General features: G+C 42.8%; 24 protein-coding genes. 18 read left to right on the top strand and 6 right to left on the bottom strand.

The genetic code is table 11. The annotated features are described in order from the left end of the window. Positions 1-165: 165 nt before the first annotated feature. Both ACMQ5W_RS10600 and rbr read left to right on the top strand, forming a co-directional pair. Positions 166-1,614 carry a basic amino acid/polyamine antiporter gene (locus tag ACMQ5W_RS10600; RefSeq protein ID WP_419025163.1) on the top strand — a complete coding sequence of 483 codons (1,449 nt, stop codon included), beginning with the start codon at positions 166-168 and terminating at the stop codon, positions 1,612-1,614. A gap of 118 nt (positions 1,615-1,732) precedes the next feature. After that, a complete protein-coding gene (gene rbr, locus ACMQ5W_RS10605; RefSeq protein WP_148494692.1) occupies positions 1,733-2,335 on the top strand; it encodes a rubrerythrin in 603 nt (200 codons plus the stop codon). 154 nt (positions 2,336-2,489) lie between these two features. Here rbr and ACMQ5W_RS10610 read toward each other — a convergent pair whose 3' ends face one another. After that, positions 2,490-3,143, bottom strand: coding sequence for a helix-turn-helix transcriptional regulator (locus ACMQ5W_RS10610; RefSeq protein ID WP_419025164.1), 654 nt, complete (start codon positions 3,141-3,143; stop codon positions 2,490-2,492). 186 nt (positions 3,144-3,329) lie between these two features. Here ACMQ5W_RS10610 and ACMQ5W_RS10615 point away from each other — a divergent pair, with 186 nt between their 5' ends. The 6 genes from ACMQ5W_RS10615 to ACMQ5W_RS10640 are packed head-to-tail and all read left to right on the top strand — an operon-like array spanning position 3,330 to position 8,872. Beyond that, on the top strand, positions 3,330-3,497 hold the full coding sequence (locus ACMQ5W_RS10615; protein WP_419025165.1) for a Rid family hydrolase: 168 nt from the start codon (positions 3,330-3,332) through the stop codon (positions 3,495-3,497). 26 nt (positions 3,498-3,523) lie between these two features. Further along, entirely contained in the window at positions 3,524-4,744 is a 1,221-nt protein-coding gene (locus tag ACMQ5W_RS10620) for a pyridoxal phosphate-dependent aminotransferase (RefSeq protein WP_419025166.1), read from the top strand. A gap of 9 nt (positions 4,745-4,753) precedes the next feature. Next, entirely contained in the window at positions 4,754-5,806 is a 1,053-nt protein-coding gene (locus tag ACMQ5W_RS10625; protein ID WP_419025167.1) for a hypothetical protein, read from the top strand. Positions 5,807-5,849: 43 nt separating this feature from the next. Continuing rightward, positions 5,850-7,142 carry a cytosine permease gene (locus ACMQ5W_RS10630; protein WP_419025168.1) on the top strand — a complete coding sequence of 431 codons (1,293 nt, stop codon included), beginning with the start codon at positions 5,850-5,852 and terminating at the stop codon, positions 7,140-7,142. A 2-nt stretch (positions 7,143-7,144) separates the two neighbouring features. Continuing rightward, complete coding sequence (locus tag ACMQ5W_RS10635; RefSeq protein WP_419025169.1) at positions 7,145-8,551, top strand: Sapep family Mn(2+)-dependent dipeptidase; 1,407 nt, start codon at positions 7,145-7,147, stop codon at positions 8,549-8,551. Between the two features lie 21 nt (positions 8,552-8,572). Continuing rightward, entirely contained in the window at positions 8,573-8,872 is a 300-nt protein-coding gene (locus ACMQ5W_RS10640; protein WP_419025170.1) for a DUF1805 domain-containing protein, read from the top strand. Positions 8,873-9,100: 228 nt separating this feature from the next. On the opposite strand, the gene ACMQ5W_RS10645 is transcribed toward ACMQ5W_RS10640, so the two are convergent. Continuing rightward, positions 9,101-9,301 carry a (2Fe-2S)-binding protein gene (locus tag ACMQ5W_RS10645; protein ID WP_419025171.1) on the bottom strand — a complete coding sequence of 67 codons (201 nt, stop codon included), beginning with the start codon at positions 9,299-9,301 and terminating at the stop codon, positions 9,101-9,103. A gap of 143 nt (positions 9,302-9,444) precedes the next feature. On the opposite strand from ACMQ5W_RS10645, the gene ACMQ5W_RS10650 reads away from it, so the two are divergent. After that, complete coding sequence (locus ACMQ5W_RS10650) at positions 9,445-9,861, top strand: hypothetical protein (RefSeq protein WP_148494696.1); 417 nt, start codon at positions 9,445-9,447, stop codon at positions 9,859-9,861. 74 nt (positions 9,862-9,935) lie between these two features. Here the strand turns inward: ACMQ5W_RS10650 and ACMQ5W_RS10655 are convergent, their stop codons facing one another. Next, positions 9,936-10,799 carry a transglutaminase domain-containing protein gene (locus tag ACMQ5W_RS10655; protein WP_419025172.1) on the bottom strand — a complete coding sequence of 288 codons (864 nt, stop codon included), beginning with the start codon at positions 10,797-10,799 and terminating at the stop codon, positions 9,936-9,938. A gap of 145 nt (positions 10,800-10,944) precedes the next feature. Here ACMQ5W_RS10655 and ACMQ5W_RS10660 point away from each other — a divergent pair, with 145 nt between their 5' ends. Beyond that, positions 10,945-11,445 (top strand): YbaK/EbsC family protein, encoded by a 501-nt coding sequence (locus ACMQ5W_RS10660; RefSeq protein WP_419025173.1) that lies wholly within the window; start codon positions 10,945-10,947, stop codon positions 11,443-11,445. Positions 11,446-11,509: 64 nt separating this feature from the next. Here the strand turns inward: ACMQ5W_RS10660 and ACMQ5W_RS10665 are convergent, their stop codons facing one another. Next, complete coding sequence (locus tag ACMQ5W_RS10665) at positions 11,510-13,018, bottom strand: acetyl-CoA hydrolase/transferase family protein (RefSeq protein WP_419025174.1); 1,509 nt, start codon at positions 13,016-13,018, stop codon at positions 11,510-11,512. Between the two features lie 174 nt (positions 13,019-13,192). Here ACMQ5W_RS10665 and pyk point away from each other — a divergent pair, with 174 nt between their 5' ends. From pyk to ACMQ5W_RS10680, 3 genes are all read left to right on the top strand, one after another. Beyond that, entirely contained in the window at positions 13,193-14,614 is a 1,422-nt protein-coding gene (gene pyk, locus ACMQ5W_RS10670) for a pyruvate kinase (protein WP_419025175.1), read from the top strand. A 219-nt stretch (positions 14,615-14,833) separates the two neighbouring features. After that, the gene (locus ACMQ5W_RS10675) at positions 14,834-16,348 is read left to right on the top strand and encodes a DUF1538 domain-containing protein (protein WP_419025189.1); all 1,515 of its coding nucleotides are present in this window, start codon (positions 14,834-14,836) and stop codon (positions 16,346-16,348) included. Beyond that, the gene (locus ACMQ5W_RS10680) at positions 16,345-17,037 is read left to right on the top strand and encodes a P-II family nitrogen regulator (RefSeq protein ID WP_419025176.1); all 693 of its coding nucleotides are present in this window, start codon (positions 16,345-16,347) and stop codon (positions 17,035-17,037) included. The genes ACMQ5W_RS10675 and ACMQ5W_RS10680 overlap by 4 nt, the downstream gene beginning before the upstream one ends. Before the next feature lie 140 nt (positions 17,038-17,177). On the opposite strand, the gene spoVG is transcribed toward ACMQ5W_RS10680, so the two are convergent. Both spoVG and purR read right to left on the bottom strand, forming a co-directional pair. Further along, complete coding sequence (gene spoVG, locus ACMQ5W_RS10685) at positions 17,178-17,462, bottom strand: septation regulator SpoVG (protein WP_148494710.1); 285 nt, start codon at positions 17,460-17,462, stop codon at positions 17,178-17,180. An 80-nt stretch (positions 17,463-17,542) separates the two neighbouring features. Next, a complete protein-coding gene (gene purR / locus ACMQ5W_RS10690) occupies positions 17,543-18,352 on the bottom strand; it encodes a pur operon repressor (RefSeq protein ID WP_148494712.1) in 810 nt (269 codons plus the stop codon). A 468-nt stretch (positions 18,353-18,820) separates the two neighbouring features. Between purR and murC the strand changes: the two genes are divergently transcribed. The 5 genes from murC to mfd all read left to right on the top strand — a co-directional run bounded on the left by murC (position 18,821) and on the right by mfd (position 25,950). Continuing rightward, complete coding sequence (gene murC / locus ACMQ5W_RS10695) at positions 18,821-20,197, top strand: UDP-N-acetylmuramate--L-alanine ligase (RefSeq protein WP_419025177.1); 1,377 nt, start codon at positions 18,821-18,823, stop codon at positions 20,195-20,197. A 13-nt stretch (positions 20,198-20,210) separates the two neighbouring features. Continuing rightward, the gene (locus tag ACMQ5W_RS10700) at positions 20,211-20,906 is read left to right on the top strand and encodes a UDP-N-acetylglucosamine diphosphorylase (RefSeq protein ID WP_419025178.1); all 696 of its coding nucleotides are present in this window, start codon (positions 20,211-20,213) and stop codon (positions 20,904-20,906) included. Between the two features lie 42 nt (positions 20,907-20,948). Further along, positions 20,949-21,899 (top strand): ribose-phosphate diphosphokinase, encoded by a 951-nt coding sequence (locus ACMQ5W_RS10705; protein WP_148494717.1) that lies wholly within the window; start codon positions 20,949-20,951, stop codon positions 21,897-21,899. A gap of 39 nt (positions 21,900-21,938) precedes the next feature. Next, a complete protein-coding gene (gene pth, locus ACMQ5W_RS10710; protein ID WP_148494719.1) occupies positions 21,939-22,523 on the top strand; it encodes an aminoacyl-tRNA hydrolase in 585 nt (194 codons plus the stop codon). Positions 22,524-22,686: 163 nt separating this feature from the next. Then, positions 22,687-25,950, top strand: a complete 3,264-nt coding sequence (gene mfd / locus ACMQ5W_RS10715) for a transcription-repair coupling factor (protein ID WP_419025179.1) — start codon at positions 22,687-22,689, stop codon at positions 25,948-25,950. Positions 25,951-26,017 lie beyond the last annotated feature (67 nt).

Below are 26,017 nucleotides of genomic sequence, written 5' to 3' on the forward strand. Positions count from 1 at the left end.
ACACCGTCATCGTACCGGAAGGCTATCCGGCAGTGCTGAAAGCGGTACAGGACCTGGGCTACAAGACAATCTTAGTTGACACATCAGAGTACAGAAAACTTGATGGCGGACTTAGCTGCTTATCATTAAGATTCTAGTCTCTTGATAAGAGAGGGGTAACTTAATATGGGCAATAAATCCAATGAACAGGGATTAGGCGTCGCCAAACTGGCGCTATTTTCTATAGGGCTGACTCTGGCCAGCGGTGTCTTCAGTTTATCTGGAGACTTCGCTGCCGGCGGAGCCCATACACTGGCAGTTCTGCTCGGATGGGTGATCTGCGGCGTCGGTATGTTGGGACTGACTATGTGTTTCTTCAAACTGAGCGTTGTAAAAACAGATTTGACGAGTGGTATCTACAGTTATGCAAAAGAAGGTTTTGGAGAGTTTGTCGGGTTCAACTCCGCATGGGGTTACTGGATGAGCGCAATGCTGGCACAGCTTTCTTTCATTACGCTGCTTTTTGCGGCACTGGGAAACTTCTTTGAGGTCTTTGGAACCGGGAGCAACTTGGTTTCCATGGTCGTTGCATCGGTCATCATCTGGTTGTTGTCTCTGCTTGTACTGCGAGGCGTAAACCAGGCAGTAGCCATTAATGCAGTGGTGGTGATTGCAAAGTGTGTCCCAATTGTCGTAATGGTCGTTGCCATCATTTTGGCTGGTGCGTTCAAATGGGACATCTTCATGGATAACTTCACTGGGGAAGCAAGTGGAATGAGTCTGTTAGATCAGATCAAATCCACAGTATACACCACAGTGTGGACATTTATTGGAATTGAAGGTGCTGTAGTGCTTTCCGGAAGAGGGAAGAACACAAAAGTTGCAGGTATTGCAACCGTGATTTCCTTCCTCTCACTGTTCGTACTCTACCTTTTGATTTCTGTTTTGAGCATGGGTGTCATGCCGGCAGAAGAATTGGCTGCGCTTACAAATCCGCCTATGGCAGGTTTATTAGAATATGTCGTGGGTCCTTGGGGTGCTGCACTTGTAAACATCGCTGTGATTGTATCTCTGGGCGGAGCGTTGTTCTCCTATACCATTCTCTGTGTAGACAGCGCATATGGTCCGGCAGAACAGGGGGCATTCCCGTCGGTGTTCCGCAAATTGAACAAATTCAAAGCGCCTACATGGTCTGTCATCATTTCGGCCATTTTCATTCAGGTATTCATCGTTATCATTTATTTTAACGCTGGAACCTATCAGGCTGTTTATGCGATGTCAACCAGCGCGATTATGGTGCCGTACGTGTTCTCTGCATTCTATTACCTAAAACTTGTAATCAGAGGACAGGGGTTAGAACCGGGCAACAGCAATAAAGCAATGGCATGGCTCATCGGTATTGTAGGTTCGATTTATGGAATCTGGCTGCTATATGCAAGTGGTTTGCAGTATATTTTAATCGCAACGATCTTGTACGCACCTGGCAGCATAATGTATTACTATAATAGAAAGAAAAACGGTCAAAAGATCTTTGAAAGTACCGGGGACATCGTTGCATGCGTGGTACTGGCGGCTTTGATTGTCACTGCGATCATATTTATCGCGACAGGAAGAATCAATCCGTTTGAAATGTAAAGAAAAGTATAAAACGACTTTCAAAAATGCTTGAAAGTCGTTTTTTCTTTGATGTTTTTTGCATAGTATAACCTAAAATGTAAAATACTATCTTTAATAAAAGATAAGGGGGATAAAAATGTCAACGAATTTTAATAATAGTGAGACAAAAGACAACTTGATGAGAGCCTTTGCGGGTGAAAGCCAGGCGAGAAACAGATACACTTTCGGCGCGTCTCAGGCAAAAAATGCAAATCTTCATGTTATTGAAGCTGTTTTTACATTTACAGCAAACCAGGAAAAAGAACACGGTGAGATTTTCTACAATCATCTGAAAGAACTGGCAGGGGATACGATCCACATTGACGGTGGTTATCCAGTTGATATCACAGATTCTATGATTCAGCTTTTGCGCTATGCACAGCACAACGAATATGAGGAGCACGACGACGTGTACAGTGCTTTTGGACAGAAGGCTGCAGAAGAGGGCTTTCTGGCTGTAGCCAACTCATTTAATCAGATTGCAAAGATTGAAAAGGTTCACGGAGACCGATTCGGCATGTTCGCAGATCTGCTCGAACAGAACAAACTCTTCATCTCTGACGTGGAGTGTGACTGGATGTGCCTCAACTGCGGACATATTCACAAAGGTACCAGCGCGCCGCAGATTTGTCCGGTATGTCAGCATAATCAGGGCTACTTTGTCAGACTGGAACTGGCGCCGTTTACAGGAGCGATTTAAGTACAGAAAGAGAAAAGACCGGTAGCCACGGTCTCAATGTCATTAAGTTAAAAGCTGTCATAGGCATTAGACCAGGCAGGCTATCAAATAAATAGGAACAGAGCATACAATTTGTATGCTCTGTTCCTATTTATTTGATAGCCTGTTCAAGGACTTATTTATTTTTGATCTCTTTAAGATATCTGTAAATGGTTGGTTCTGACGTGCATAGCTTTTCTGCGACGAAAGGAACCATTCCGCGTACGGCAAAAACACCGTAATCATTTAGTTTATTCACAATCACTTTTCTTTCTGATGCCTTCATGCGATCAGGAGAAATAATCGAATCATTGACTTCTCTTTCGACAATATCATACATGTGTCCATTGATATTGGTATCAAAGTTTTCCTGATATTTAGCTTTATTAGGGTTTGGGTAGAGTGCGTGATTTTCAATGAATTTTTCAAGATCGTCAAATATATCTTGTATTTCATGGGTATCGTGGTTAACACATAAAAGCCCAATGAGTTTATCATTTTCTTTAATAAAAAAGGTAGATGCTACAAGATGTCTGCCTTCTTTCGTCTTGCCCAGATAATTAGCTACATGACTCTTGGTTTCGTATTCTTTTGATTCAATAAGGTCAATTGCCAGATCTGTAAGAGGGCTTCCGATTTCCCGGTGACTTATGTGATTATTCACAATTTTAACGACTGAATGATTGGGTTCAGACACATCATGTAAAAGTATTTCATAGGCAGGACCACATACCTCGCCCCAAAAGTCAACCAAAGGGAAATATTTTTCAAGTTTTTTTAAATTACTCATTATATTCTCCTATTCTCTTATTCTAGCCTTCAACTATTCTATCTTGTTAGATGCAAAAGGTCAATAAAATTCTATTAAAAAAATAAAAATATATCAATATAATAAAAAATTATTGACATGTTGATAAAAATATATTAAAATGCAATTGACATCGAAACATAAATCAGCTTCCAATTAATCCTTTAAATGGGGAAACGCCAGTTGATACTTCCTAATAATATAGCTGATTTTGGAATAGTTAATGATGTTTATTCAAAGTTTTTTACTGTCGAATGTCCAGCGAGAGCATGCTATCAGGTAGCTGCACTGCCAAAAGGCGCACTGGTTGAAATCGAGGCCATTGCAGCAAGATAGAGTGCGACAAACGAGGAGGTTGTTCTATGAGAAATAAGATGAAACCATACTTTCAAACACTTAAAGGCGGATTGTTTGAATCAGTAAACAAAGCAGATGTCGGAGACAATGCTGACAAAATGAAGGAAGACGATGTTGCGATGCTGTGCTGGGCAGATCCTTTTTTTCCGGATGACAAGTTAGATTATGATGTGCGCGCTGCGATAGAAAAATCACTTTTAGATGGAACAGCACAGCACTATACTGCACCTATTGGAAATGCAGAACTTAAGGAAACGATAGCCAAAAAGCTCTTTGAGGATAATTACCTCAGTGTGAATTCAAAAAGGAACATTATTATCACACCAGGATCAGATGCAGCATTGTTTTTTTCGCTGGTTCCATTCATTGAGCCAGGTGATGAGGTTATGATTGTCGATCCAAGCTATCCGAATAACTTTCAGGCTGTACAGATACTCGGAGGTATTCCTGTATCAGTGCCGGTAATGCCAGAGACTGGATTTGAAATTGAGATTGAAGAATTTGAGAAAAGACTTACTGACAGGACAAAGATGGTGATCCTCTCAAATCCAAACAATCCAACGACAGTTGTTTATTCGCGTAAATCAATGGAAGCACTAGCAGATTTCGTGAAAAAGAATGATCTCATCATTGTTGTTGACCAGGCGTTTGAGGATATCGTGTTTGATGAAAAAGAAATGATAACTATGGCATCCCTTGAAGGAATGTTTGAGAGAACAATTACAATTTTTTCTATATCTAAGGGATTTGGACTTAGCGGCCTGAGAGTTGGTTACATAGTTGCTCCGGATGTTCTCATTGATACAATGTTTGCTTCTGCTGTCAGCGTGATTGGAGCAAGCAATACTGCATCACAACTTGCAGCGATTACGGCTTTACAGAAGAGAAAAGCTTTATTAAGAGGTTACAAAGAAACGTTTGACTACAGGAGAAAAGTGCTGTACGATGCGTTGCGAGATATACCCGGCGTAGAGATGCAGATTCCACAAAGTGCATTCTTGTCGTGGATCGATGTGTCAAAACTAGGCAGTTCAGATGAAATCGTCAACTATCTTATAGAAGAAGCAAAGGTCTTCGTTAATTCAGGGAATTGTTATGGAAGCATGGGAGAAGGGTATATCCGACTTGTACAAGGATGCTACAGAGACGATGAAACGATTGAAGCTATTATACGGCGCATCAGAGCAGCACTAATAAAGAAGAGTCATGAAAAAGGACTCAGATAGGAGAAAACGATGGAAAAGAGCAAAGAAAGATATGTTGCAGAAGCAATGATCAATGAGTATCTAAAAATAAAAGAGGGCGAGTACCTGGCAATTACTGCAGATCAAGATTCTAATTTTAAGCAACTGGAAGCCTATCTTGAAGTTTGTCATGAAAATGATGTTGCCTGCACCATTCTGAAGACAGCAACGCCTCCAGGACAGAGCAAGGCCGCCGAAGCGACAGTCCCTGTAGAGGCAACAAAAGAATTCCTTATGAACGTGGACTGCTGGATTGATGCAGGGTCAATGGGATTGCTGTACTCCGACATCTATGAACATGTTATGGAAAACAACAAAAAGATGAGATACATGCTGACCATTAATCTTCCAACCGACATGTTATATGATATGTACTGTAGCTTCCGGGTGGAGAAGATGGTGGAACTGACCAATCTTATAAGAAAAAGGTATAACGAATCAAAATCGATAACTGTGTGCAATAGTGATGGCATGGATATTACTTTCGAGGTGGACACAAATAATTTCATAGCTATGGATAACGGGGACGCCAGCATCCCAGGAATGTATACGCCACCTGCAGATATCAACTTTATTCCAAAGCAAGGCACTGCAAAGGGGACGATTGCATGTAGGGCCGTGTATGCAGCGTCTCAGGAACCGGACACCATCTCAGATGAACCAGCATTTATACATATTGATGAAGGAAGAGTAGTTGGTATCGATGGAGAAAAAAATGCATCAGAATTCCTTAATAATTGGTATAAGAAGTTTGAATATGATAAAAATGCAAGAATGATCGCGCATGTTCTTGTAGGATTGCTGCCAGGATCAAAAGAAATAGCATCATACTGTGTGATAGATGAACGCATATATGGAGCTGCATGCTGGGGAATCGGTCATGTCAGTGCACTGGATATGCCTCCGAAAGGGCAACCTTCAGATACGCATGTAGATGTTATATGTCCAAGAATAACTATTTTGTTCGATGATCAGGTCATAATGGAGAATGGTGAGTTTGCATGTCCTGAGTTTAAGGCGATTGCAGATGTCATGGTCAAATAAAAAACAGTTATATAATAAAGTGAATTGTCACAGGAGAAAGAAAATGAATGAAAGCAAAGGAACAATGGAAAGTGTAACATTAAGTCGCGTGCCGGACAAGCAAAGAAAAAACTGGTGGACAGTAGCATTGATACAGGCGGGAATAATGATTAGCATACCTTGCCTTATGGTAGGATCAACGCTAGCATCTAGCCTATCAATTAGTGAAGCTATCATCGCAATTATAGTAGGATTTGCAATCGCAGTGTTCTTTATGACTTTAATAGGAATGCAGAGTAGCGATCTTGGAAGGCCGATGTGCGTAGTTGCTTCATCAGCGTTTGGCAAAACAGGTGTCAGAATTTTTATGATGATACTTTTTTCAGCAGCGTTGATTTGCTGGTTTGGATATCAGACAGTCGTATGTGGAGAAGCTTTTTCAAATCTCCTCAGCAAATTCTTTGGTGTTAATTTCAGCGTAACAGCATCAATCATCATTTGGGGCATCATTATGTTGATTACAGCGGTATGGGGAATCAATGCGCTTGGATGGTTGAATAATATTGCGATTCCAGCCCTGATTATCGTCATCGGCATTGCGTCAATCATTGCCTTTAAGACATATGGCACGGCAGCGCTTGCAGGATATCAGCCACCTGCAGAAACACAGATTTCGGTCATTGCAGGTATCGCTATGGCATTCGGCGGACAGTCATGCGGGATGGTAGTAACCGGCGATATCACAAGATTTCAAAAGACACGAAAAGATACCGCTCTGGCGACAATTCTCGGGGTATTTCCGATAAGCGTCATAATGATCATTCTGGGATATATATTATCGGTTATGACAGGGGATTCAGATATTAGTAATATCCTCTGCACATTAGGATTGCCTGTTCTTGGTATGCTTGTACTGATAGCTGCTACATGGACAACAAATACGACCAATTCATACAGTGCCGGTATTGACATGGTTATGCTGTTCAATTCAAGTGATAAGAGCAGAGTAATTATGACAGTGATTGCAGGCGTGCTTGGAACAGTTTTAGCCCTGACGGGTATTATGTATCATTTTGGAACATTCCTGACACTTTGCGGCGATGCTTTTGGTCCAGTTGCCGGAGTCATGGTTGCCGACTATTGGATCGTAAGGAAAGGCAATCCTGACAAGTGGTTCTATAAAGATGGTTTTGACTGGGTTGGAATCATCTCTTGGGCAACAGGCGTCGTATTTACATTTGTTTTTGGTACGGATTATGCAATCTTTATCGGCATAGTTATTTCATTCGTACTGTATCTGGTTCTCAGAAAACTTATTAGAGAGAAACAGAATGTTGTTGACGAAACGGAGCTGTAGCAATGATAAAATACGATTACTTAACTTATCAGAACGAATTGATCAATGATTTGTGCGAACTAATTTCACTGCCAACTGTAAACAATGATAGCCCTGAACCCGGTATGCCTTTTGGTGAAGATGTCAAAAAAGGGTTTCAGTGGGTCAAAGAAAAGTCTGCGGAATTCGGTTTTGAAATTACGGAATATGATGGCTATGCACTTCAGGCAGATATTGGCACAGGAGAGCATGTCATAGGAATGTTATGCCATGTGGATGTTGTCCCGGCAGGCGAAGGCTGGGATACGGATCCCTTTCAGGCGAATATAAAAAATGGCAGAATTTATGGAAGAGGAACGGTAGATGATAAAGGACCATTGGTTTGCTGCTTCTATGCTGCTAAATACATGAAAGACAACGGATTGATTCCGGATCATATCCGACTTAGAATTATAGTTGGCGGCGATGAAGAAAGAGAATGGAAAGACATTGCTTACTACTGTGAGCATGCAAACGCCCCGGAAATATCTTTTGCAGCGGATGGTAAGTTTCCTCTCGTATTTGGCGAGAAGGGGTTGATAGACTTCGACTATATCTGGAACTTGGAAAGAGACAGTAAATCATCGATTAAATTAGTAGCTTTTGATGGAGGAATGGCCAGAAACAGTGTTCCGGCTAATGCGAATTTCACTTTCAGAACAGATAATGCAGAGACAATAGCTAATACAATAAAAAACACCGCAAACAGGCTGGGGTATGATATAGCAATAACAACTGGCGGTGATAAATTGAATGTCAGTGTAAAAGGTCGTGGCTGTCACGCCATGTCACCGGAGAAAGGGATTAATGCAGTCTCAAGAGCAATCCGTCTCATGTCAGAACTTGGAAGTAACCTGGATTGTCATACTTTTGCAGAATCATATGAAAGATATATCAGTGAAGATTATACCGGAGGACTTTTAGGATGTGCATGTAGTGATGAGGAATCAGGTCTGTTGACATTTAACCCGGGACAAATCATTATGAATGATGAGAAGATCCAATTGCTTGCAGGGATAAGATATCCAATCAGTTCTGATTATGAAAGATTTGCTTCGTGTATAAAAGAAGCTGCAGCAAAAATGGGGTGTCAGTATGTGATAGTTGATCAAATGAGACCAATCTATTTCAAACGGGATGATGAGGTCGTGGTTCTTTTAGAAAACGCATACCGTGATGTCACAGGTGATATCATCAATCAGCCGTTTACTGTAGGCGCAGCCACATTTGCACGGGCAATGCCTAATACAGTTGCATTTGGACCAATCTTTCCGGAACAGGAGGAAATGTCCCACTTGCCTAATGAATATATTTCTGTAGAAGACTTAAATAAGACAACGGAAATATATATCAATGCGTTAAACAATCTTGCTACACGTCAGATTAAATAAAACAAATTATAGGAGGAAAAAATGATTAAAACAGAGATATTAAATGTTAATGGGAATGATGTACAGGGAGTGCTAATCAATGCGCCTGGTGGCGAAGGGCACCCGAACATGATTATACTTGTTTGTAAAAAGGGTTATATTATGTGTGGATATCTAAACCAGGAAGCGGCAACCAATTTTGGTGATGCGGCATGTGTCATCAGTGGCAGCTCATTTGATGAAATCCTTACAAATCCGGTAAAGGTTGTTTTGCCGAAAGCAGAAAGGCTTGGAGTTAAAATTGGTATGATAGGTGCTGAAGTGTGCGATATTCTGAATTAAAAAAAGTCTTTCTTTATAGTTAAGTTGCGACTTGCCGGATGTTAACAACCCAATCAAATAAAGGAGGGTAATCAAGTTATTCGTGAGGTTTCCCAAACTTTAAGGGGGCTGTATTGTAAACGATAGATTATACGTACCTTGAAAAAATCAACGCCGTCAGGTCAGCCCTGGCGGCGTAGCCGATTCGTTTAACTTAATGAAATTGGTTCCGGTCTTTTCTCTTTTTGCTTAGTTTTCTGACTCTGTAGCCATATCATCCAAAATCATCTGCAAATCTTCACGGCAGCCACCGCACTTGTCTCCTACCTTTGCAATTTCACAGAGGGCCTTGAGATCGCATACGCCAGTCTCTCTGATGATATCCTCTATTTCTCCACGGGTTGTGTGGTAGCAGAGACATACCTCATAATCCCTAGATTTCTTATCCATAATAAAATCTCCTTACAATTCAATTCTTTTTTAGTATACCACAAAATATAGAGATAAAGCATCACAACTTCTTCACATAATCAAAATATAAAACATACATATACGGTGTACTATAGTAATAAAGAGCATCAGGAGGTGAGAGAATGAACGGCTTCAAGTACAAACTATATCGCTTTATGCAAGGCAGACGGGGTCTCGACAATCTAGGCAGATTCCTCATCATGACAGCCATGCTATTGATGATTTTATCGATGTTCTTCGTCAAATTTCCGGCTGTATACAGAGTCGCATACTATATAGGGGTATTCGCTTTTATCTATGCCTATTTTAGGGCATTTTCGAGGAATATCTATAAAAGGGAAATGGAAAATAACAAGTATCTGGCTTTTAAATATAAAATCACTAAAGGCAAAAGCCTGAAACAGTGGCGTTATGAACGCAAGATTTACACTTTCTTCAAATGCCCCGGATGCGGACAGAAGATGAGAGCGCCTAAAGGGAAGGGCTCTATCAGAATCACATGCCATCAATGCGGCAGCGAATTTCAGAAAAGAGTATAGCTTATAGAGAACAAAAGACTAGACCTGGGAGGGATAGTCTTTTTTGATTCATAGGAAATTGTTTTTCCCCTTTTTCAATAGTTGAAAGCTGCCATAGGATTTTCAGCATTGAAAGAGGGAGAAGCATATTCCTTGCTTCTCTGGTGATCGGTAAAGGCATCGTCAGACTTTAAGAAATAAGCGTATTCTTTTCTTCCTGCATCCCAAGTGGCATCGACGTTATAGTAGACATGACCCAGTTTGACGATATTCCAGGCGTGATTTTCATCTCTGCCGGTGCCTGCCACGATACGCACTGGAATTTTCGCTGCCTTGCACATCCTGTAGAACAATGTAGAATACCCCTGGCAGACAGCACGCTGATTTACCAGAGCCGCATAAGCAGTGTATTTTTCAGAGTAATTTGGTCCATGGATATCATCGTATTGTACAGTATGACATATGTAATCATAGATTGTCTTGACTTTGTCATACGCAGTCTTTTTTTCTAAATGCAATGAATCCAATGTTTCCTGCAGCAGTATTTCGAATTTTTTTTCCTGCACTGCAGAGGTCTTATAGGCAATCCGGTAGCTGAACGTATAATAGTGTTTTTTGTTTTTCTTCAAGTAGCTGCAGCTGGCTTTATAACCATCAAACAGGCTGTATCGCAAATAATCACCCATCGAAGAAAAATCGCTGCCCTCATCTGCAAATGCATCGTCGTGAAAAAACTTGCAGACTTGAGAAGTATTGCCGTTGTCTGTGACGTAGGTGAACTGTATCTGCCGCTTATGGTCTAAAATCTGCTGACAATAATAGGCCCTGGCATCAGTATGAGAATCAAACACAGGAGTATTGTCCATCTTGCCAGCTGAAATGACTGCAGCCAACAATGCAGTTACGGCAGCAGCTGCAATAATCATGATGACTCCCTTTCTCCAAGCTGCATATTTCATAAATGAACCTCAATAATAAAGTATTTTTATAGTCCATTGTATGCGAGAGAGAATGAAAAGTTTCTGAGATATTTCATTGATAAGATTGTTGACGATGAAGGACTTTTGAGATAATATGAACTAAAATTTGAAAGAAGGTGATATAATGGAATCTTATGAAGCAGAACTTTACGACGTTTTTCAGAGAATTGGAATTACCGATTATGACATTCATGAGCACAAAGCGATTTTTTCCACCAAAGAAGCAGAAGACGAAGGTCTGATTCTGCCTGGACTTAACTTGAAAAATCTTTTGATCAAAGATAAAAAGACGGAGCACTTTTTTATGGTCATTTTGGAAGATCACCGCCACATGGATGAAAAACACTTCAAAGACTTGACAGGATGGGGGAAAATTAGATTTGCACAGGAAAAAGAGATGTGGGAGTTGTTGAGACTGACGCCGGGCTCTGTTTCGCCTTTTGGTCTGCTCAGTGATAAGGATCACAGAGTCACCGTGGTGCTTGAGAAACTGATTACAGATGCAGCAGAAGACGAATTGGTCAACTTTCATCCTAATCGAAACACCGCTACCTTATCCTTAAAGAAAAGGGACTTTCTAAAATTTTTGGAATCTATAGGCACGGATGTTATTTTTGAGAGATGAAAAAGAGTGCAGAGGAATCTCAAGGCTGATATAGCCGGCAGATTTCATCATGCACTCTCTTTTTTTATTTCATGGTACCTTCGTTCATAAACTTTACATGCCAAGACAAGGCCTCTTCTAGAATATGCGGCGTCTGCATGGCACTGGTTTCACAGGCGCGCTTGTAATAATCCATCAGCTTTTCACGATAGTCTGGATGAGCGCAGTTGCTGATGATTTTTAACGCCCGTTCTTTTGGACTGCATCCGCGAAGATCGGCATATCCTTGCTCGGTGACGATGACCATCACGTCATGTTCGGTATGATCTACATGAGAGACCATGGGAACGATAGAAGAAATATCCCCATTCTTAGCCAGAGAAGCTGTTGTAAAAATGGTGATGGAGCCGTTTCTGGCAAAATCACCGCTGCCGCCGATGCCGTTCATCATGCCGGAGCCGTTGACGTGAGTTGAGTTGACGTTGCCGTAGATATCCACTTCCAGGGCGGTGTTCATGGCGATGATGCCCAGCCTGCGAATGACCTCTGGATTATTGCTGATTTCCTGCGGCCGGAAGATCAGCTTACCTTTGTATATCTCTGCCTCCTGGTCAAATTGCTCTTTCATTTCCGGGGATGGTGAGATTGCAGTTGTAGAAGCACATTTTGCCTTTCCGCATTTGAGCATCTGCAGCATGGAGTCCTGGACAACCTCAGTATAGCAGGTCAGATCGTGAAATTCAGAGTCCAGCAGTCCGTAGAGCACGGCGTTGGCAACGCTTCCGACTCCTGATTGAATGGGCAGGAGCGTATCTGTCAATCTGCCGGCTTCCACTTCTTTTTCCAAAAATTTAATGATGTTCTGTGCAATTTTTTTTGCATTGTCATCGATCGCTGCCAGTGGTCGAACGCCGTCCTGCAAGTCGGTAATGACGATGGCGGCGATTTTATCAAAACCACATTCCATGTAAGGTTTTCCGATCAAATCATCGGGTTTTACAATGTTGATAGGCCTTCTGTGTGGCGGGTTATCCATGACGAGACAGTCGTGCATGCCCTCTAAAGCCATGGACTGATGCAGATTCAGTTCGACAATGACCTTGTCAGCTTGTTTAATAAAGGAAGGCGCATTTCCAATTGCAGTGGTAGGGACCAAGCCACCCTCTTCAGTGATCGCTAAAGCTTCCACGATTGCGATATCCACTTTTGGGATAGACCCGTAGTTGATGTATTGGGTAGAGTGAGAAAGGTGCATGTCAGTATATTCTACATCACCTTTGTTAATAGCCTTTCTGATCGTCTTATTGGTAAGGTAGGGCAGTCTTTTTCTAATGATGCCGGCTTCTGTGAGTGCCGTGTCAATTTCAGGGCCGACAGAAGCACCGGAATAGAGATCTATTTTCAATTCTGCACCCCTTTTTGCTCTCTCAGCCAAAGCCAGAGGCACCGCTTTGGGGTATCCAGATGGAGTGAAACCACTGACTCCCACAACCATACCATTCTCGATCAGCTCCGCCGCCTGTTCTGCGCTCCTGATCAAACCGTAAGCTCTATCGCTTCTCATTCTTTCATTAACTCTTGGATCCAAATCCATGATCGTTCCTCCTCCAATTGGTGTTTATAGTTGTCGATTGGCTATTTTTCATGATAGCATCATTAGTAATAAGTATCAACCTGGAACTTTGTTCATTTTTTGCACATTGTTTTTGCAGAATGTGGAAGAATCATGGTATACTGTTACTAATGCAAAACATACGAGGTGAAGAGAATGAGAAAAACAAAGATTGTCTGTACGGTTGGACCTGCGTCAAAGGAGAGAGAGACTCTCAAGAATATGCTTTTGGCGGGGATGAATGTAGCGCGGCTGAATTTTTCCCACGGCACTCACGAAGAGCACAAACAAACAATCGAGAATTTCAGGAAGGTGAGAGACGAACTGGGAATTCCGGCGGCGGTTTTGCTCGACACCAGAGGACCGGAAATTCGTATCAAAAACTTTGAAAAAGGCCAAGAACTGTTGGATGATGGACAAGTATTTACCATCACAACGAGAGACGTCATAGGTACAAAAGAAATCGTCTCTGTGACGTATAAAGATTTTCCTCAAGAAGTGAAAGCGGGAAATTTAGTGCTGATCAACGATGGCAAAATTGTCATCAAAGTAGAAGAGACTACGGAAACCGATGTCAAGGGATTGGTGATTCATGGCGGCAAGATCAGTAACCACAAAGGAATCAACCTGCCCAATGTAAACCTCAACATGGAGTATATGAGCGAACAGGACCGCAGAGACATTCTGTTCGGCATTGAAAATGACGTCGATTATATTGCGGCATCTTTTGTGCGGTCAGCAAATGACGTGATGACAATCAGACGGCTGCTGGATGAAAATGGCGGGGAGGAAATCAAAGTCATTGCAAAGATTGAGAGCACGCAGGGAATCGAGAATTTTGAAGAAATACTGCAGGTTGCCGACGGCATCATGGTCGCCAGAGGAGATATGGGCGTGGAAGTAGCTTACGAAAAGCTGCCGGGCATTCAGAAGAGATTTATCAAAAGATGTGTGCAGTCAGGTAAAATCGTCATAACAGCTACGCAGATGCTGGAATCGATGATAACGAGCCAGATGCCGACCAGAGCGGAAATCACTGACGTTGCCAACGCAGTTTTTGACGGAACTTCGGCAGTGATGCTGTCCGGCGAGACGGCAGCAGGACAATATCCGGTAGAAGCCGTGGCCACAATGGCGAAGATTGCGAGACAGGCAGAAGAAGACATGCCGAGAAAAGAAATGGTCTGGCACGAGATGGACGTGATGGATGTGACTAACGCTGTAGGGCATGCCGCCTGTACTTTGGCGAAAGACATCCAGGCAGGTGCCATTATGGCGATCACTAAGACCGGGTATACGGCCAGGCGAATGTCAAAATTTCATCCCGATATCATGGTAATCGGTGCAACGCCATATGAAAAAACCTATCATCAGCTATCTCTGATTTGGGGCGTGTGCCCGATTATTGCAGGTTATAGATATGACATTGAGGACCTGTTCAGCCACTGTGCAAGGAAAGCAATCAGAGCGGGTCTGATCAAAAGCGGTGACAAAGTCGTCATCAGTGCAGGCTTACCGGTAGACGTACCCGGAAATACCAACATCATAAGAGTAGTAGAAGCAGAGTTAAAGGAATAAGACTTTAGTCGTATTTTTGAAAATACGATGATCAGACTAAATATATAGAAGGTTTTTTGGTTGAATTGATTTTTTCCAGATAGTATACTTAATATATACGACCGGCGCATCAGTTTGCGATGCAAACCGGGCTAGGGCTTCAAAATTTGGGGCAGATTCATAAAGGAGGTAGATCGTCTGGAAAGAAAAAAGTTTATTCTATTCAAACAGAACAGAACGATTCTCGTTGAGAAAGTCCGAGAATCCCTCACTTCTGTTCTTCCAATCACCGTTATCGTTTTTTTTCTATGTTTTAGTCTGATACCAGTTCCCAATAGCATCTTGATGGCTTTTGTCATAGGCGCTGTATTTCTCATTTTGGGAATGGGACTTTTTACGCTGGGTACTGACCTGGGAATGACTCCTATAGGGCAGCACGTTGGTTCTGCCATCACAAAATCTAAAAGCATATTTCTCATCGTTTTAGTTTGTTTCCTAGTTGGAACAATCATTACCATATCAGAGCCAGATCTTCAAGTTCTGGCCGAACAAGTACCAAATGTGCCTAACATGGTGCTGATACTGGCTGTTGCCGTAGGCGTAGGCATTTTTCTTGTCATATCGCTGCTGCGTATTCTATTGAAGGTAAAGCTGGCATACCTGCTGATCGCTTTTTATCTGATCGTATTTATATTGGCTCAGTTTGTTCCGCTGGATTTTCTGGCAGTCGCTTTTGACTCTGGCGGCGTAACGACAGGACCGATGACAGTACCTTTTATCATGGCGCTGGGTGTGGGTGTCGCTTCCATCAGAAGTGACAGAGATGCCACCAACGACAGTTTTGGTCTGGTAGCACTTTGCTCCATAGGACCAATCGTGGCAGTGATGATTCTGGGTATTTTATATAATCCTGAGTCGGCTGTTCAATCAGCGATATCCATGCCGGATGTATCTGATTCTGTAGAACTTTGGAAACTATTTATCAACGCACTGCCGAGGTATTTTGAGGAAGTTGGAATCGCACTGCTGCCGATGGTTATCTTTTTCCTCGCTCTGCAAGCCTGGAAGCTGAAACTTTCAAAGCACCAGTTGATACACATCATCGTAGGTGTGGGATATACCTATATCGGATTAGTCTTATTTCTAACTGGTGTGAATGTAGGATTTATGCCGGCGGGAAATTATCTGGGGCAGCAGCTCGGTTCCTTGGCGCACCCGACGGTTTTGATACCCATCGGTGCACTGATCGGTTATTTTATCGTAGCCGCAGAACCGGCAGTTCACGTGCTCAATAAGCAAGTATTTGATATCACTGCAGGCGCGATTCCATCAAAGGCGCTAAGTACCAGTTTATCCATCGGCGTGGCGATTTCGGTTGCGCTGGCGATGATGCGGATTGTTTTGGGAATCCCGATTATGTATTTACTGATACCGGGGTATCTCATTGCCGCAGTGCTGACATTTTTTACACCGCCGATCTTTACGGCAATCGCCTTTGACTCAGGGGGCGTAGCCAGTGGACCGATGACTGCGACTTTTTTGCTGCCTCTGGCGATGGGAGCTTGCAGCGCATTGGGCGGAGATGTGACCACAGACGCTTTTGGCGTCGTTGCAATGGTTGCCATGACACCGCTGATCACTATACAAATTCTTGGTCTTTATTTTAAAATAAAAACCGAACGCGGTGAGGGGAACTCTGAGGAGTCTGCACTCATCACGGACAATAATCACAAAATGAGGGAGATAGAGGATTGAATCGTTTGTATTTTTTAATTACCATTATACGTCGTGAACTAGGCGAACTATATTTTAACTATTTTCACGACCATCATGTATGCTGCTCATTTGCTGAACTATGTAATGGTACGGCACAGGAGAAAATGCTTGATCTGCTGGGCGTTGAGCAGACAGAAAAAATTATGCTGCAGGCTATTGTGAATCATGAAACAAAAGATAGATTGATGAAAGGGTTTGTCAGTGACATGGGAATTAATATGGTAGGAAACGGTATCGCTGTTTCTATTCCCATAGATTGTATCGGCGATGCGTCCGGTATGAATTATCTGCTTGAAGGCCAGGAAAAATGTGAGGGCGAGGTGAATGATATGAACAATGGTATCAATGATGTGCAATATGCACTTGTCATAGCGATTACGAGGGGCGGATATGCCGAGATGGTCATGGACGCTGCTAGAAAAGTTGACGTAAAAGGCGGTACAGTGGTGCACGCCAAGGGCGTCGGCGATGATTTCTCTGCCAAATTCTTCGGTATTTCCATCGCAAGCGAGATGGAACTTGTCTATATCGTCACAAAGAGAAAAGACAAAGATGCGCTGGTCGAGGCCATCAACGAATATGCCGGTATGAAGACAGAAGCTAATACAGCAGTTTTGACACTGCCTGTAGAAAATGTTGTCGGACTTAGGAGTGTGACAGAAGAATAACACCTCACAGGCAGACGAGCAGATTTATCGAAGCTTGCCTGCCTGTGAGTTTTTTTGAAAACTGCCTACGACGTAATTTCTTACACATTAAAAAATATCTCCAGCCACGCAAATGGCTGGAGATCAGAAATCTTCTTATTCTATTCTTCTGGCTCTTCTGTATCCTTTTCTGCCAGAACCTTTTCGTATTCTGTAAAGATCGCTTCCTTGATCTTATTTCGGGTTTCAGACAGAAGTGGGTGAGCAATATCTCTGAAGTCACCTTCTCCCATTTTTCTGCTAGGCATGGCAATGAAGAGACCGTTTTGGCCTTCAATTATTTTGATATCGTGTACGACAAATTCGTCATCAAAAGTAATCGATACGACGGCTTTCATTTTACCTTCATCATTGATTTTACGGATTCTTACATCAGTTATGTTCATACTTGACCACCTTTCTTGCCTTCTCCTACTATAGATAGAGATATTATACATCATTTTACAAAAGATGGCAATACTAATAACTAAAAAATCTGATTATTCGGAATGACTTCGATGATTTTTCTCTCTTCATCTACATCACCTAGAAATACAATTGCCGTATAATCGTCGATTTTTTTCTTTTCAGGCAAAGTGCTGGCAATCGCAATACCGGTTCCGACGACGGAAACCTCGAACTCAGAAAGAATGTCTGAAATGCCTTTGGTGCTGCCGCCTCCGCGCATGAAGTCGTCGATGATAATGGCCTTTGAACCTGGAACCACAGCCCTTTTGGATATGGACATCTTTTGCACTCTGTCGTAAGAGCCAGAAAAATAATTGATACTGACCGTAGATCCTTCTGAAACTTTGGCCTCTCGTCTGATGATAATCAAAGGAAGGTTTAATTGACGTGCAGTCATAGAGGCTAAGGCGATCCCCTTTGTCTCTACGGTGGCCACATAATCGGCTTCTTTATCTTTGAACTTCTTAGCAAAGACTGTTGCCAAGCGATTCATCAGATGGGTATCGAACATGATATCGGATGTATAGAGAAAGCCTCCGCCCAAAATTCGACTGCTGTCTTTGATGCGGCGGCAGAACTCCTCTTGTAAAACCAAAAGCTGTTCGGCAGTTATGTCGGGACTGAACCTGACTCCGCCCTTAGCGCCGGAAATCGTCTCGATATAACCTGTTCCCGTAAAACGTACGGCAGCGTCGGCCATATTGATATCCTCGCTGATGCTGGATTTCGCCACATCAAAAGCATCGCAGAAGTATTGCAATGGGTAAAGCTTGTTAGGCGTATCTGTCAGAGTCTTGATGATTGCTCCAACACGTTCTGTTCTTTTCATATTCTGCCTCCTCCCGTTTCCTATGTACATATTATTTCTTTTTTATTTTTTTGTCAAATGGTAAACATTTTAAGTGGAAATATGTTATAATGTTTCCGGGATTCCTAACGGCGTTGTCTTTTTGCCTCGACTTTAGTCGGTATGGCAAAACGGACAGCGGAGCGAGTTGTGCGAGCGTAGGAGTATTGCGAGCGTAGGAGTATTGCGTAGCAATACGTTGCCGCAAGGAAGGAAACATTGAATCATGTGCTGCAATTCCATATTCAGAGGAATACATGGAAAGCCGCAATAAATTACTATTGCCATAAGGTGGGGTTTATGGCAGAATAATATATGTTTGTGTATCGCATTTAACAATTTCACCGCAAATCAGGAACCATTGCGGTGGATTTATACTATTATGTATTATAATGGAAAGTTTGTGCAACAATAAAAATACAAATAAAATTGGATCTGGAGGATTAGTTGATGATTAATTTGTCTGAATATAAAAATATTCACTGTATCGGTATCGGGGGAATCGGTCTTTCTGCCATTGCAGAAATCTTGATCTCAAGAGGATACCACGTTTCTGGATCAGATATGAAGCAGTCGGATATTACAGATAATTTAGAGAAACACGGAGCGAAAATATATATAGGCCATAGAGCGGAAAATGTAGAAACCGCAGACTTGATTGTATATTCTGCAGCCATTGCAGAAGAAAATCCCGAAATTATCAGGGCCAGGGAAAAAAATATCCCCTTGGCAGGCCGGGCAGAAGTCCTGGGCGTACTGATGGACGACTTTGAAAACAGCATTGCAATCAGCGGGACACACGGAAAAACTACAACCACGTCTATGGTTTCTTTGATTCTAGAACAGGCGAAGCTGGAGCCAACTATTTTGGTAGGAGGCAACCTGGCTGAAATCGGAGGAAACGTAAAAGTAGGCTGCAGCAAGTATTTTGTCACAGAAGCTTGTGAGTACAGAGACAGCTTCTTGCAGCTTAGACCGAAAATCGAGGTAATACTTAATATTGACTCTGACCATTTAGACTATTTCAAAGATATCGAGCATATCGTCAGTTCCTTTGATAAGTTTGCTAAGATTGTGCCAGAAGACGGAAAAATCATTGCTTATGACGCAAATCCCTTTGTCAATCAGGTGATCAGGGATATTCCTGGCGCAATTACCTATGGATATAACGAAAACTGCACATATTATATCACCAATGTGGCATTTGATGGAAATGGAATGCCTGTTTTTGACGTGAACTATCAAGGCGAACATCTTGGGAAAGTCAAGCTTTCTGTACCGGGAGAACATAACATTCTCAATGCAGTAGGTGCTTTTGCCTGCTGCCATCAGTTGGGTGTTTCACCACAGACCATCATTGACACACTGGACAAGTTTAAAGGTACGCAGCGGAGATTTGATATTGTGGGTACCACCAGCGACGGCGTGAAGCTGGTTGACGACTATGCCCATCATCCGACAGAAATCAAAGCGACGCTTTCTGCGGCGCACAATATACCGCACAACAGACTTTGGTGCCTCTTCCAGCCTCATACCTATACGAGAACGCTGGCGCTTTTTGATGACTTTGCAGAGGCTTTTGCTGAAGCGGACATTTTGATCTTAGCTGAAATATATGCGGCAAGAGAAAAAAATATCTATAAAATTTCTTCTAAGGAATTGGCAGAAGAAATCAAACGGGTGCATCCGGACAAGAAAGTCTACTATATGGATACTTTTGAAGAAATCGCCAATTATGTGAAAAAAAATGCGGAAAAGGACGATTTGGTCATCACCATGGGCGCAGGCGACATTTATAAAGTTGGCGAACTGATTATTGCAGAATAATGGAGAGTAGCATATGGATTTCAATCAATATAAAGAAAAAGAACAGAAGCGATTAGAAATTGCGATTAAACATTTGGAAAACGGAGTCGATTTTGTGGATATCAACACCGCCTATATCGATGAAGCCGTGATGATTGGCAAAGGAACACTGATTGGCCCTTGCGTAACAATAGAAGGCGATACCACGATCGGAGAGAATTGCCGAATTTTGCAAAACAGCAGAATCAAAGATGCAAAGATAGAAGACGAAGTGGAAATTCAAGCTTCTGTGGTGCTGGAAAGCAAAGTGGGAGCCAAGACCAAAGTGGGACCGTTTGCTTACTTAAGACCGAAGAGTGTTATCGGTAAGGATTGCAAAGTGGGAGACTTTGTGGAAGTGAAGAACTCGTCCTTTGGAGACGGTTCAAAAGCATCTCATTTGACCTATATCGGGGATTCAGATGTGGGAAGGGATGTCAATATAGGCTGCGGCGTCGTCTTTGTCAATTATGACGGCAGCCAGAAACATCGTTCAACGGTAGGGGATGGAGCATTTATCGGATGCAACACGAATCTGGTATCTCCAGTTAAAGTTGAAGACGGTGCATATATTGCGGCAGGAAGTACGGTGACGAAAGACGTACCGGAAGACGCACTGTGCGTGGCACGGGCAAAACAAAAGAACATCGAGGGTTGGGCAGCAAAAAGAGGACTTTACAACAAGAAATAATTCAAACAATGAACAAGCGAAGAAAGAAGAGGTGTACTAGACATGAAAAATGGCGCATTTTCAGATTACAAGGTATTTACAGGCAACTCACACACTGAACTTGCTGAGGAAATTGCATCCATAATGGGAAAACCCCTGGGAAAAGCTACCGTAACAAAATTCAGCGATGGAGAAATTTCCGTGAACCTTTGGGAATCTGTAAGAGGTATTGACGTGTATATCGTTCAGCCTACTTGTAATCCGGTCAATGACAACTTGATGGAATTGTTGATCATGATCGATGCGATGAAGAGAGCTTCTGCAGGAAGAATCAACGCAGTAATTCCATACTATGGTTATGCGAGACAGGACAGAAAAGCAAAAGCGAGAGATCCAATTACAGCAAAGCTGGTCGCTGACTTGATCGTTGCCGCTGGAGCAGACAGAGTTGTGACTATGGATCTGCACGCAAATCAGATTCAGGGATACTTTAACATTCCTGTAGATCATCTGGTCGGTATGCCGATTTTAGCCAGATATTTTAAGGAAAAAGCGCTGGAAGATGTAGTCATCGTGTCTCCTGATCACGGCAGTGTAACGAGAGCGAGAAATATGGCAGAATATCTCAATTGTCCAATCGCCATTGTAGACAAGAGAAGACCGGAACCAAATAAGAGTGAAATTATGAACATCATCGGTAATATTGAAGGCAAGAATTGCATCATTATCGACGATATGATTGACACTGCAGGTACGATTACCAATGCGGCCAACGCCATTAAGGATCTGGGCGCCACAGCAGTCTATGCTTGTGCGACGCACCCGGTACTGTCTGGCCCTGCCGTAGAGAGAATTGAGAAGTCTGCTATTGAAGAACTGGTTCTTCTCAATACTACGCCGATTCCAGAAGAGAAAAAGATCAACAAGATGAAATTCTTGTCTGTTGCGCCGATTTTTGCTGAAGCGATGACGAGAGTATTCACTAACGGATCGATCAGTAAATTGTTTGATTAGTATTAAAAATGAATAAATAGACTTAGAAGGAATAGATTTATGTATGTGATAGCAGGACTGGGCAATCCCGGCAAGAAATACGAGAATACGAGACACAATATGGGGTTCATAGCTATTGACCAGCTGGCAGAAAAGCACAACATAAAGGTCGATAAATTAAAATTTAAGGCTTTGGTCGGCGAAGGAAGAATCGCCGGCCAAAAAGTCTTGCTTGTAAAACCGCAGACTTATATGAATCTCAGTGGAGAGTCCATTCGAGAGGTGATGAATTTCTACAAGCTGGAACCAGAGAATCTGATCGTCATTTATGATGATATCGATATCGAAGCGGGGACACTCCGCATACGAAAGTTTGGCAGTGCAGGAACCCATAACGGGATGAAATCCGTAGTGTACCAGCTGCAGTCAGATCGGTTTCCGAGAATCCGCCTGGGCATCGGCAGCCAAAAGAAAGGTGACTTGGTGAATTTCGTGATCGGTGGGTTTTCCAAAGAAGAAGTTCCGGTACTGGAAGAAGCGGTGCAGCATGCGGTGCTTGCCGCAGAATGCATCATTGAAGATGGCATCGACAAAGCCATGAATCAGTACAATACTAAGAAAAGGTCTAAAAAAGACGATGAATAAAAAGGGAATTATTAATATTTCGGGAGTTTCCGAAAGCTGTTCGGCACCGATAATTTCTGATATTGTAAAAGAAGAAGGACAAAGCTTAATTGTAACAGCGACTTTCGCAAGGGCAAATAAATTAGCTTCGGATCTTTCTTTTTTTTCGCAAAAGGAAATTTACGTGCTTCCGGCAGAGGATCAGGTGTTCTTGCGCTATGAAGCGAAGAATCACGATCAGTTAATTGAAAGATTGAAAATATTGAAGGCGCTGAGAACCAATGCGGATTGTGTTGTCATAGCGCCTGTTTCTGCTGCTGTTAAAAAGATTACGCCCCATAAAAACTTTGAAAGCGCCTCCTTGAAAATCAATTTAGGCGATGATATTGATCCAGAAGAAGTGAAACGGACCCTCGTAAAATTGGGCTATGAGAGAATGGAACTGGTTGATACTAGAGGACAGTTCTCCATCAGAGGGGGGATTGTGGATATCTTTACGCCAGACAGCGATAATCCATATCGAGTGGAACTCTTTGATACAGAAGTGGACTCTATCAGAACTTTTGATATCGATAGCCAGCGATCTGTAGAAAATCTCAAGTTTATAGAGGTGTATCCGGCGGAGCAGATGCTGGCCGACAAGAGTATTTTCAACGACGCAGCGGATAATTTGTATAAAGAATACACGGCGCAGGTGAAACGGCTTGTGAAAAAAGGCGGCGACTTTGCGGAGGCTGCTGAGAACCTTACGAAGCGCCGCGATGAGCTCTGCGAATACATTAGAAACGTTTCGAACCTGCAGCTTTTAGAGAATTATCTCCACTACTTCTACGAGAGTACCGAATATCTCTGGGATTATATGGAGAGAGGCACCATTATCGTCGATGATCCTGACCGTATCTGCGAATATCTTGACACCAGGAGCGCAGAGACCAAAGACGACTTTAAAGTATTTTTGGAGCGGGGTCAGGTCATTCCAAAGGATATGGAGCTGGTCTCCGGCAAGGAGGACTTTTTTCAGATCTATAACAGGGAATCGGTGTACATTCTGACACCGTTCCCCAAAGCCATTAAAGGTGTAGATGCACTGAGCGAGGTAAGGAATCTTCACAGCAGACAGATGATCACCTTCAGCGGGCGCATGGACGTGCTGGAAAGTGAACTGGCCAATTTTGCTAAGAAGGGATATCAGATTCATATTGTTGTGTCCAGCAAAGAACGAATTGATAATTTAAAAGAATTTGCAGACCGCATCGGTCTTTTAGAAAAAATCATCTTTGAAGAAGGAACCTTGTCAGCCGGAATGGATTTTCCAAATGAGAAAATCTGCTATATCAGTGAAAATGATATCTTCACAGGTCAAAAGTCAGCGAGACATAAGCGAAAAAAGAAAAAAACCAAGTCAGAGCAGATACAGTCCTTTGCTGATATGAGCAAAGGGGACTACGTTGTCCACGAAAATCACGGAATTGGTAAGTTTCTGGGCATCGAACAGCTGACGGTCCAGGGAGACAAAAAGGATTATCTGAAGATTAAATACGCTGGCAACGATATGCTCTATGTTCCAGTGGAACAGATGGACATCATCCAAAAGTATATCGGTTCCGACGGCATGTCACCGAAGGTCAATAAGCTTTCCGGCGGCGACTGGAAAGTTACAAAGGCAAAAGCGAAAGCGGCTATTGCGGAGATGGCCAAGGAACTGTTAGACCTCTATGCCCAGCGAAAGATGCAGAAAGGCCACGCTTTCAGCGAAGATACTGTTTGGCAGAAAGAGTTTGAGGATGCCTTTCCTTATACAGAAACCGACGATCAGCTTCGTTCTATCGAAGAAATCAAAGAGGATATGGAACGACCGGCAGCTATGGATCGATTGCTCTGCGGTGACGTAGGATTCGGTAAGACCGAAGTAGCGGCAAGAGCCTTGTTCAAATGTATAGCCGATGGAAAGCAGGCGGCGGTTTTGGTTCCTACTACGATTTTGGCCAATCAGCACTATTACACCTTGAAGGAACGATTTGAACAATTCCCGCTAAAAGTGGAGATGCTGTCACGATTTCGTTCTGATAAACAGCAGGAGCAGATTATCGACGAATTGAATAAAGGTCAGATTGATCTGATTATCGGCACACACAGACTGCTTTCTAAAGATGTAAAGTTCAAAGATCTGGGACTTTTGGTCATCGACGAGGAGCAGCGCTTTGGTGTAGCCCACAAAGAAAAAATCAAGCAGATGAAGAAGAACGTTGACGTGTTGACTTTATCAGCGACGCCGATTCCAAGGACGCTGAACATGTCCCTTACGGGAATTAAAGATATGAGTCTGATTGAGGAGCCGCCGGAAGAGCGTTATCCCGTACAGACATATGTTCTGGAGCAGGATGATTCTATGATGAGAGAAATCATTACCAGAGAGTTGGACCGAGGTGGTCAAGTCTTTGTGGTGTATAACAGAGTGAGAGGCATCAACAAGATTGCAGATACTATCCGGGATCTTGTGCCAGAAGCGCGGGTGGTAGTGGGGCACGGTCAGATGAACGAACATGTCCTGGAAGACGTGATGCTCAGTTTCATCAATGGCGAAAATAATGTATTGGTTGCCACGACCATCATCGAGTCCGGCATCGATATTTCCAACGCCAATACCATGATCATCATCGACGCTGACAAATATGGACTTTCACAGCTTTATCAGCTCCGCGGACGCGTGGGACGATCTAATCGGATGGCCTACGCCTACCTGATGTATCAAAAGGACAAAGTTCTCACCGAAGTAGCCGAAAAACGTCTCAAAGCGATCAAAGAGTTCACAGAATTCGGCGCCGGTTTTAAGGTTGCCATGCGTGACCTAGAAATCAGAGGTGCAGGAAACCTGCTGGGCAGTGAACAGAGCGGTCATATGATGAATATCGGATATGAACTCTATTGCAAACTGGTGGACGATGCAATTCGTTCCCTGCAGGGTGAAATTATCAATGAAAACAAAGAAGAGATATCAGTTGAACTGATGGTGACTGCGAATATACCAAACTGGTATATCGAAAATGAAACCCTGAAGCTGCAGATGTATAAGAAAATCGCTGGAGTGAGAAGTGAAGCCGATGAAGATGAAATGATCGACGAGCTGATGGACCGCTTTGGCGATGTGCCGAGGGAAACGCTGAATTTGATCAGAATCTCCAGAATCCGGAGTCTGGCGGAAGAGCTTTCTGTCACGAGAATTCACGAACAGCAGGGTAAAGTGATCGTGACCTTTGCAGAGAAGAACCCGTTAAATGGTTATGCTTTGATGAACGTTAACGATGCCTTTGGCCCAAAGGCCTTCGTACATGGAGGCAAGGAACCGTTTATCAGGTTGACAGTAAGGCCTGCTGATAAGCTGCGGGATACTGTCAATCTGCTGCAGATTTTGGAGGACCAGAAGAGCGGCGTAAACAAGGCTGGCTGATAGACTGGCACTCTTTGCTGTTTTAACTTTATTTTATGAATGTGGCAGTACTGAGTATAAAAAATGT

Origin of the sequence: Emergencia sp. (assembly GCF_048465375.1) — a bacterium.
Lineage (GTDB): Bacteria > Bacillota > Clostridia > Peptostreptococcales > Anaerovoracaceae > Senimuribacter.

Excerpts from the sequence above, each read along its gene's own strand:
- ACMQ5W_RS10700 (WP_419025178.1), top strand. The coding sequence starts at position 20,211 with ATGGATTTCAATCAATATAAAGAAAAAGAACAGAAGCGATTAGAAATT.
- murC (WP_419025177.1), top strand. The coding sequence starts at position 18,821 with ATGATTAATTTGTCTGAATATAAAAATATTCACTGTATCGGTATCGGG.
- pyk (WP_419025175.1), top strand. The coding sequence starts at position 13,193 with ATGAGAAAAACAAAGATTGTCTGTACGGTTGGACCTGCGTCAAAGGAG.
- rbr (WP_148494692.1), top strand. The coding sequence starts at position 1,733 with ATGTCAACGAATTTTAATAATAGTGAGACAAAAGACAACTTGATGAGA.
- ACMQ5W_RS10665 (WP_419025174.1), bottom strand. The coding sequence starts at position 13,018 with ATGGATTTGGATCCAAGAGTTAATGAAAGAATGAGAAGCGATAGAGCT.
- ACMQ5W_RS10645 (WP_419025171.1), bottom strand. The coding sequence starts at position 9,301 with ATGGATAAGAAATCTAGGGATTATGAGGTATGTCTCTGCTACCACACA.
- ACMQ5W_RS10630 (WP_419025168.1), top strand. The coding sequence starts at position 5,850 with ATGAATGAAAGCAAAGGAACAATGGAAAGTGTAACATTAAGTCGCGTG.
- ACMQ5W_RS10635 (WP_419025169.1), top strand. The coding sequence starts at position 7,145 with ATGATAAAATACGATTACTTAACTTATCAGAACGAATTGATCAATGAT.
- ACMQ5W_RS10640 (WP_419025170.1), top strand. The coding sequence starts at position 8,573 with ATGATTAAAACAGAGATATTAAATGTTAATGGGAATGATGTACAGGGA.
- ACMQ5W_RS10615 (WP_419025165.1), top strand. The coding sequence starts at position 3,330 with ATGGGGAAACGCCAGTTGATACTTCCTAATAATATAGCTGATTTTGGA.
- ACMQ5W_RS10620 (WP_419025166.1), top strand. The coding sequence starts at position 3,524 with ATGAGAAATAAGATGAAACCATACTTTCAAACACTTAAAGGCGGATTG.
- ACMQ5W_RS10660 (WP_419025173.1), top strand. The coding sequence starts at position 10,945 with ATGGAATCTTATGAAGCAGAACTTTACGACGTTTTTCAGAGAATTGGA.
- purR (WP_148494712.1), bottom strand. The coding sequence starts at position 18,352 with ATGAAAAGAACAGAACGTGTTGGAGCAATCATCAAGACTCTGACAGAT.
- ACMQ5W_RS10625 (WP_419025167.1), top strand. The coding sequence starts at position 4,754 with ATGGAAAAGAGCAAAGAAAGATATGTTGCAGAAGCAATGATCAATGAG.
- spoVG (WP_148494710.1), bottom strand. The coding sequence starts at position 17,462 with ATGAACATAACTGATGTAAGAATCCGTAAAATCAATGATGAAGGTAAA.
- ACMQ5W_RS10655 (WP_419025172.1), bottom strand. The coding sequence starts at position 10,799 with ATGAAATATGCAGCTTGGAGAAAGGGAGTCATCATGATTATTGCAGCT.
- ACMQ5W_RS10650 (WP_148494696.1), top strand. The coding sequence starts at position 9,445 with ATGAACGGCTTCAAGTACAAACTATATCGCTTTATGCAAGGCAGACGG.
- ACMQ5W_RS10705 (WP_148494717.1), top strand. The coding sequence starts at position 20,949 with ATGAAAAATGGCGCATTTTCAGATTACAAGGTATTTACAGGCAACTCA.
- pth (WP_148494719.1), top strand. The coding sequence starts at position 21,939 with ATGTATGTGATAGCAGGACTGGGCAATCCCGGCAAGAAATACGAGAAT.
- ACMQ5W_RS10600 (WP_419025163.1), top strand. The coding sequence starts at position 166 with ATGGGCAATAAATCCAATGAACAGGGATTAGGCGTCGCCAAACTGGCG.
- ACMQ5W_RS10610 (WP_419025164.1), bottom strand. The coding sequence starts at position 3,143 with ATGAGTAATTTAAAAAAACTTGAAAAATATTTCCCTTTGGTTGACTTT.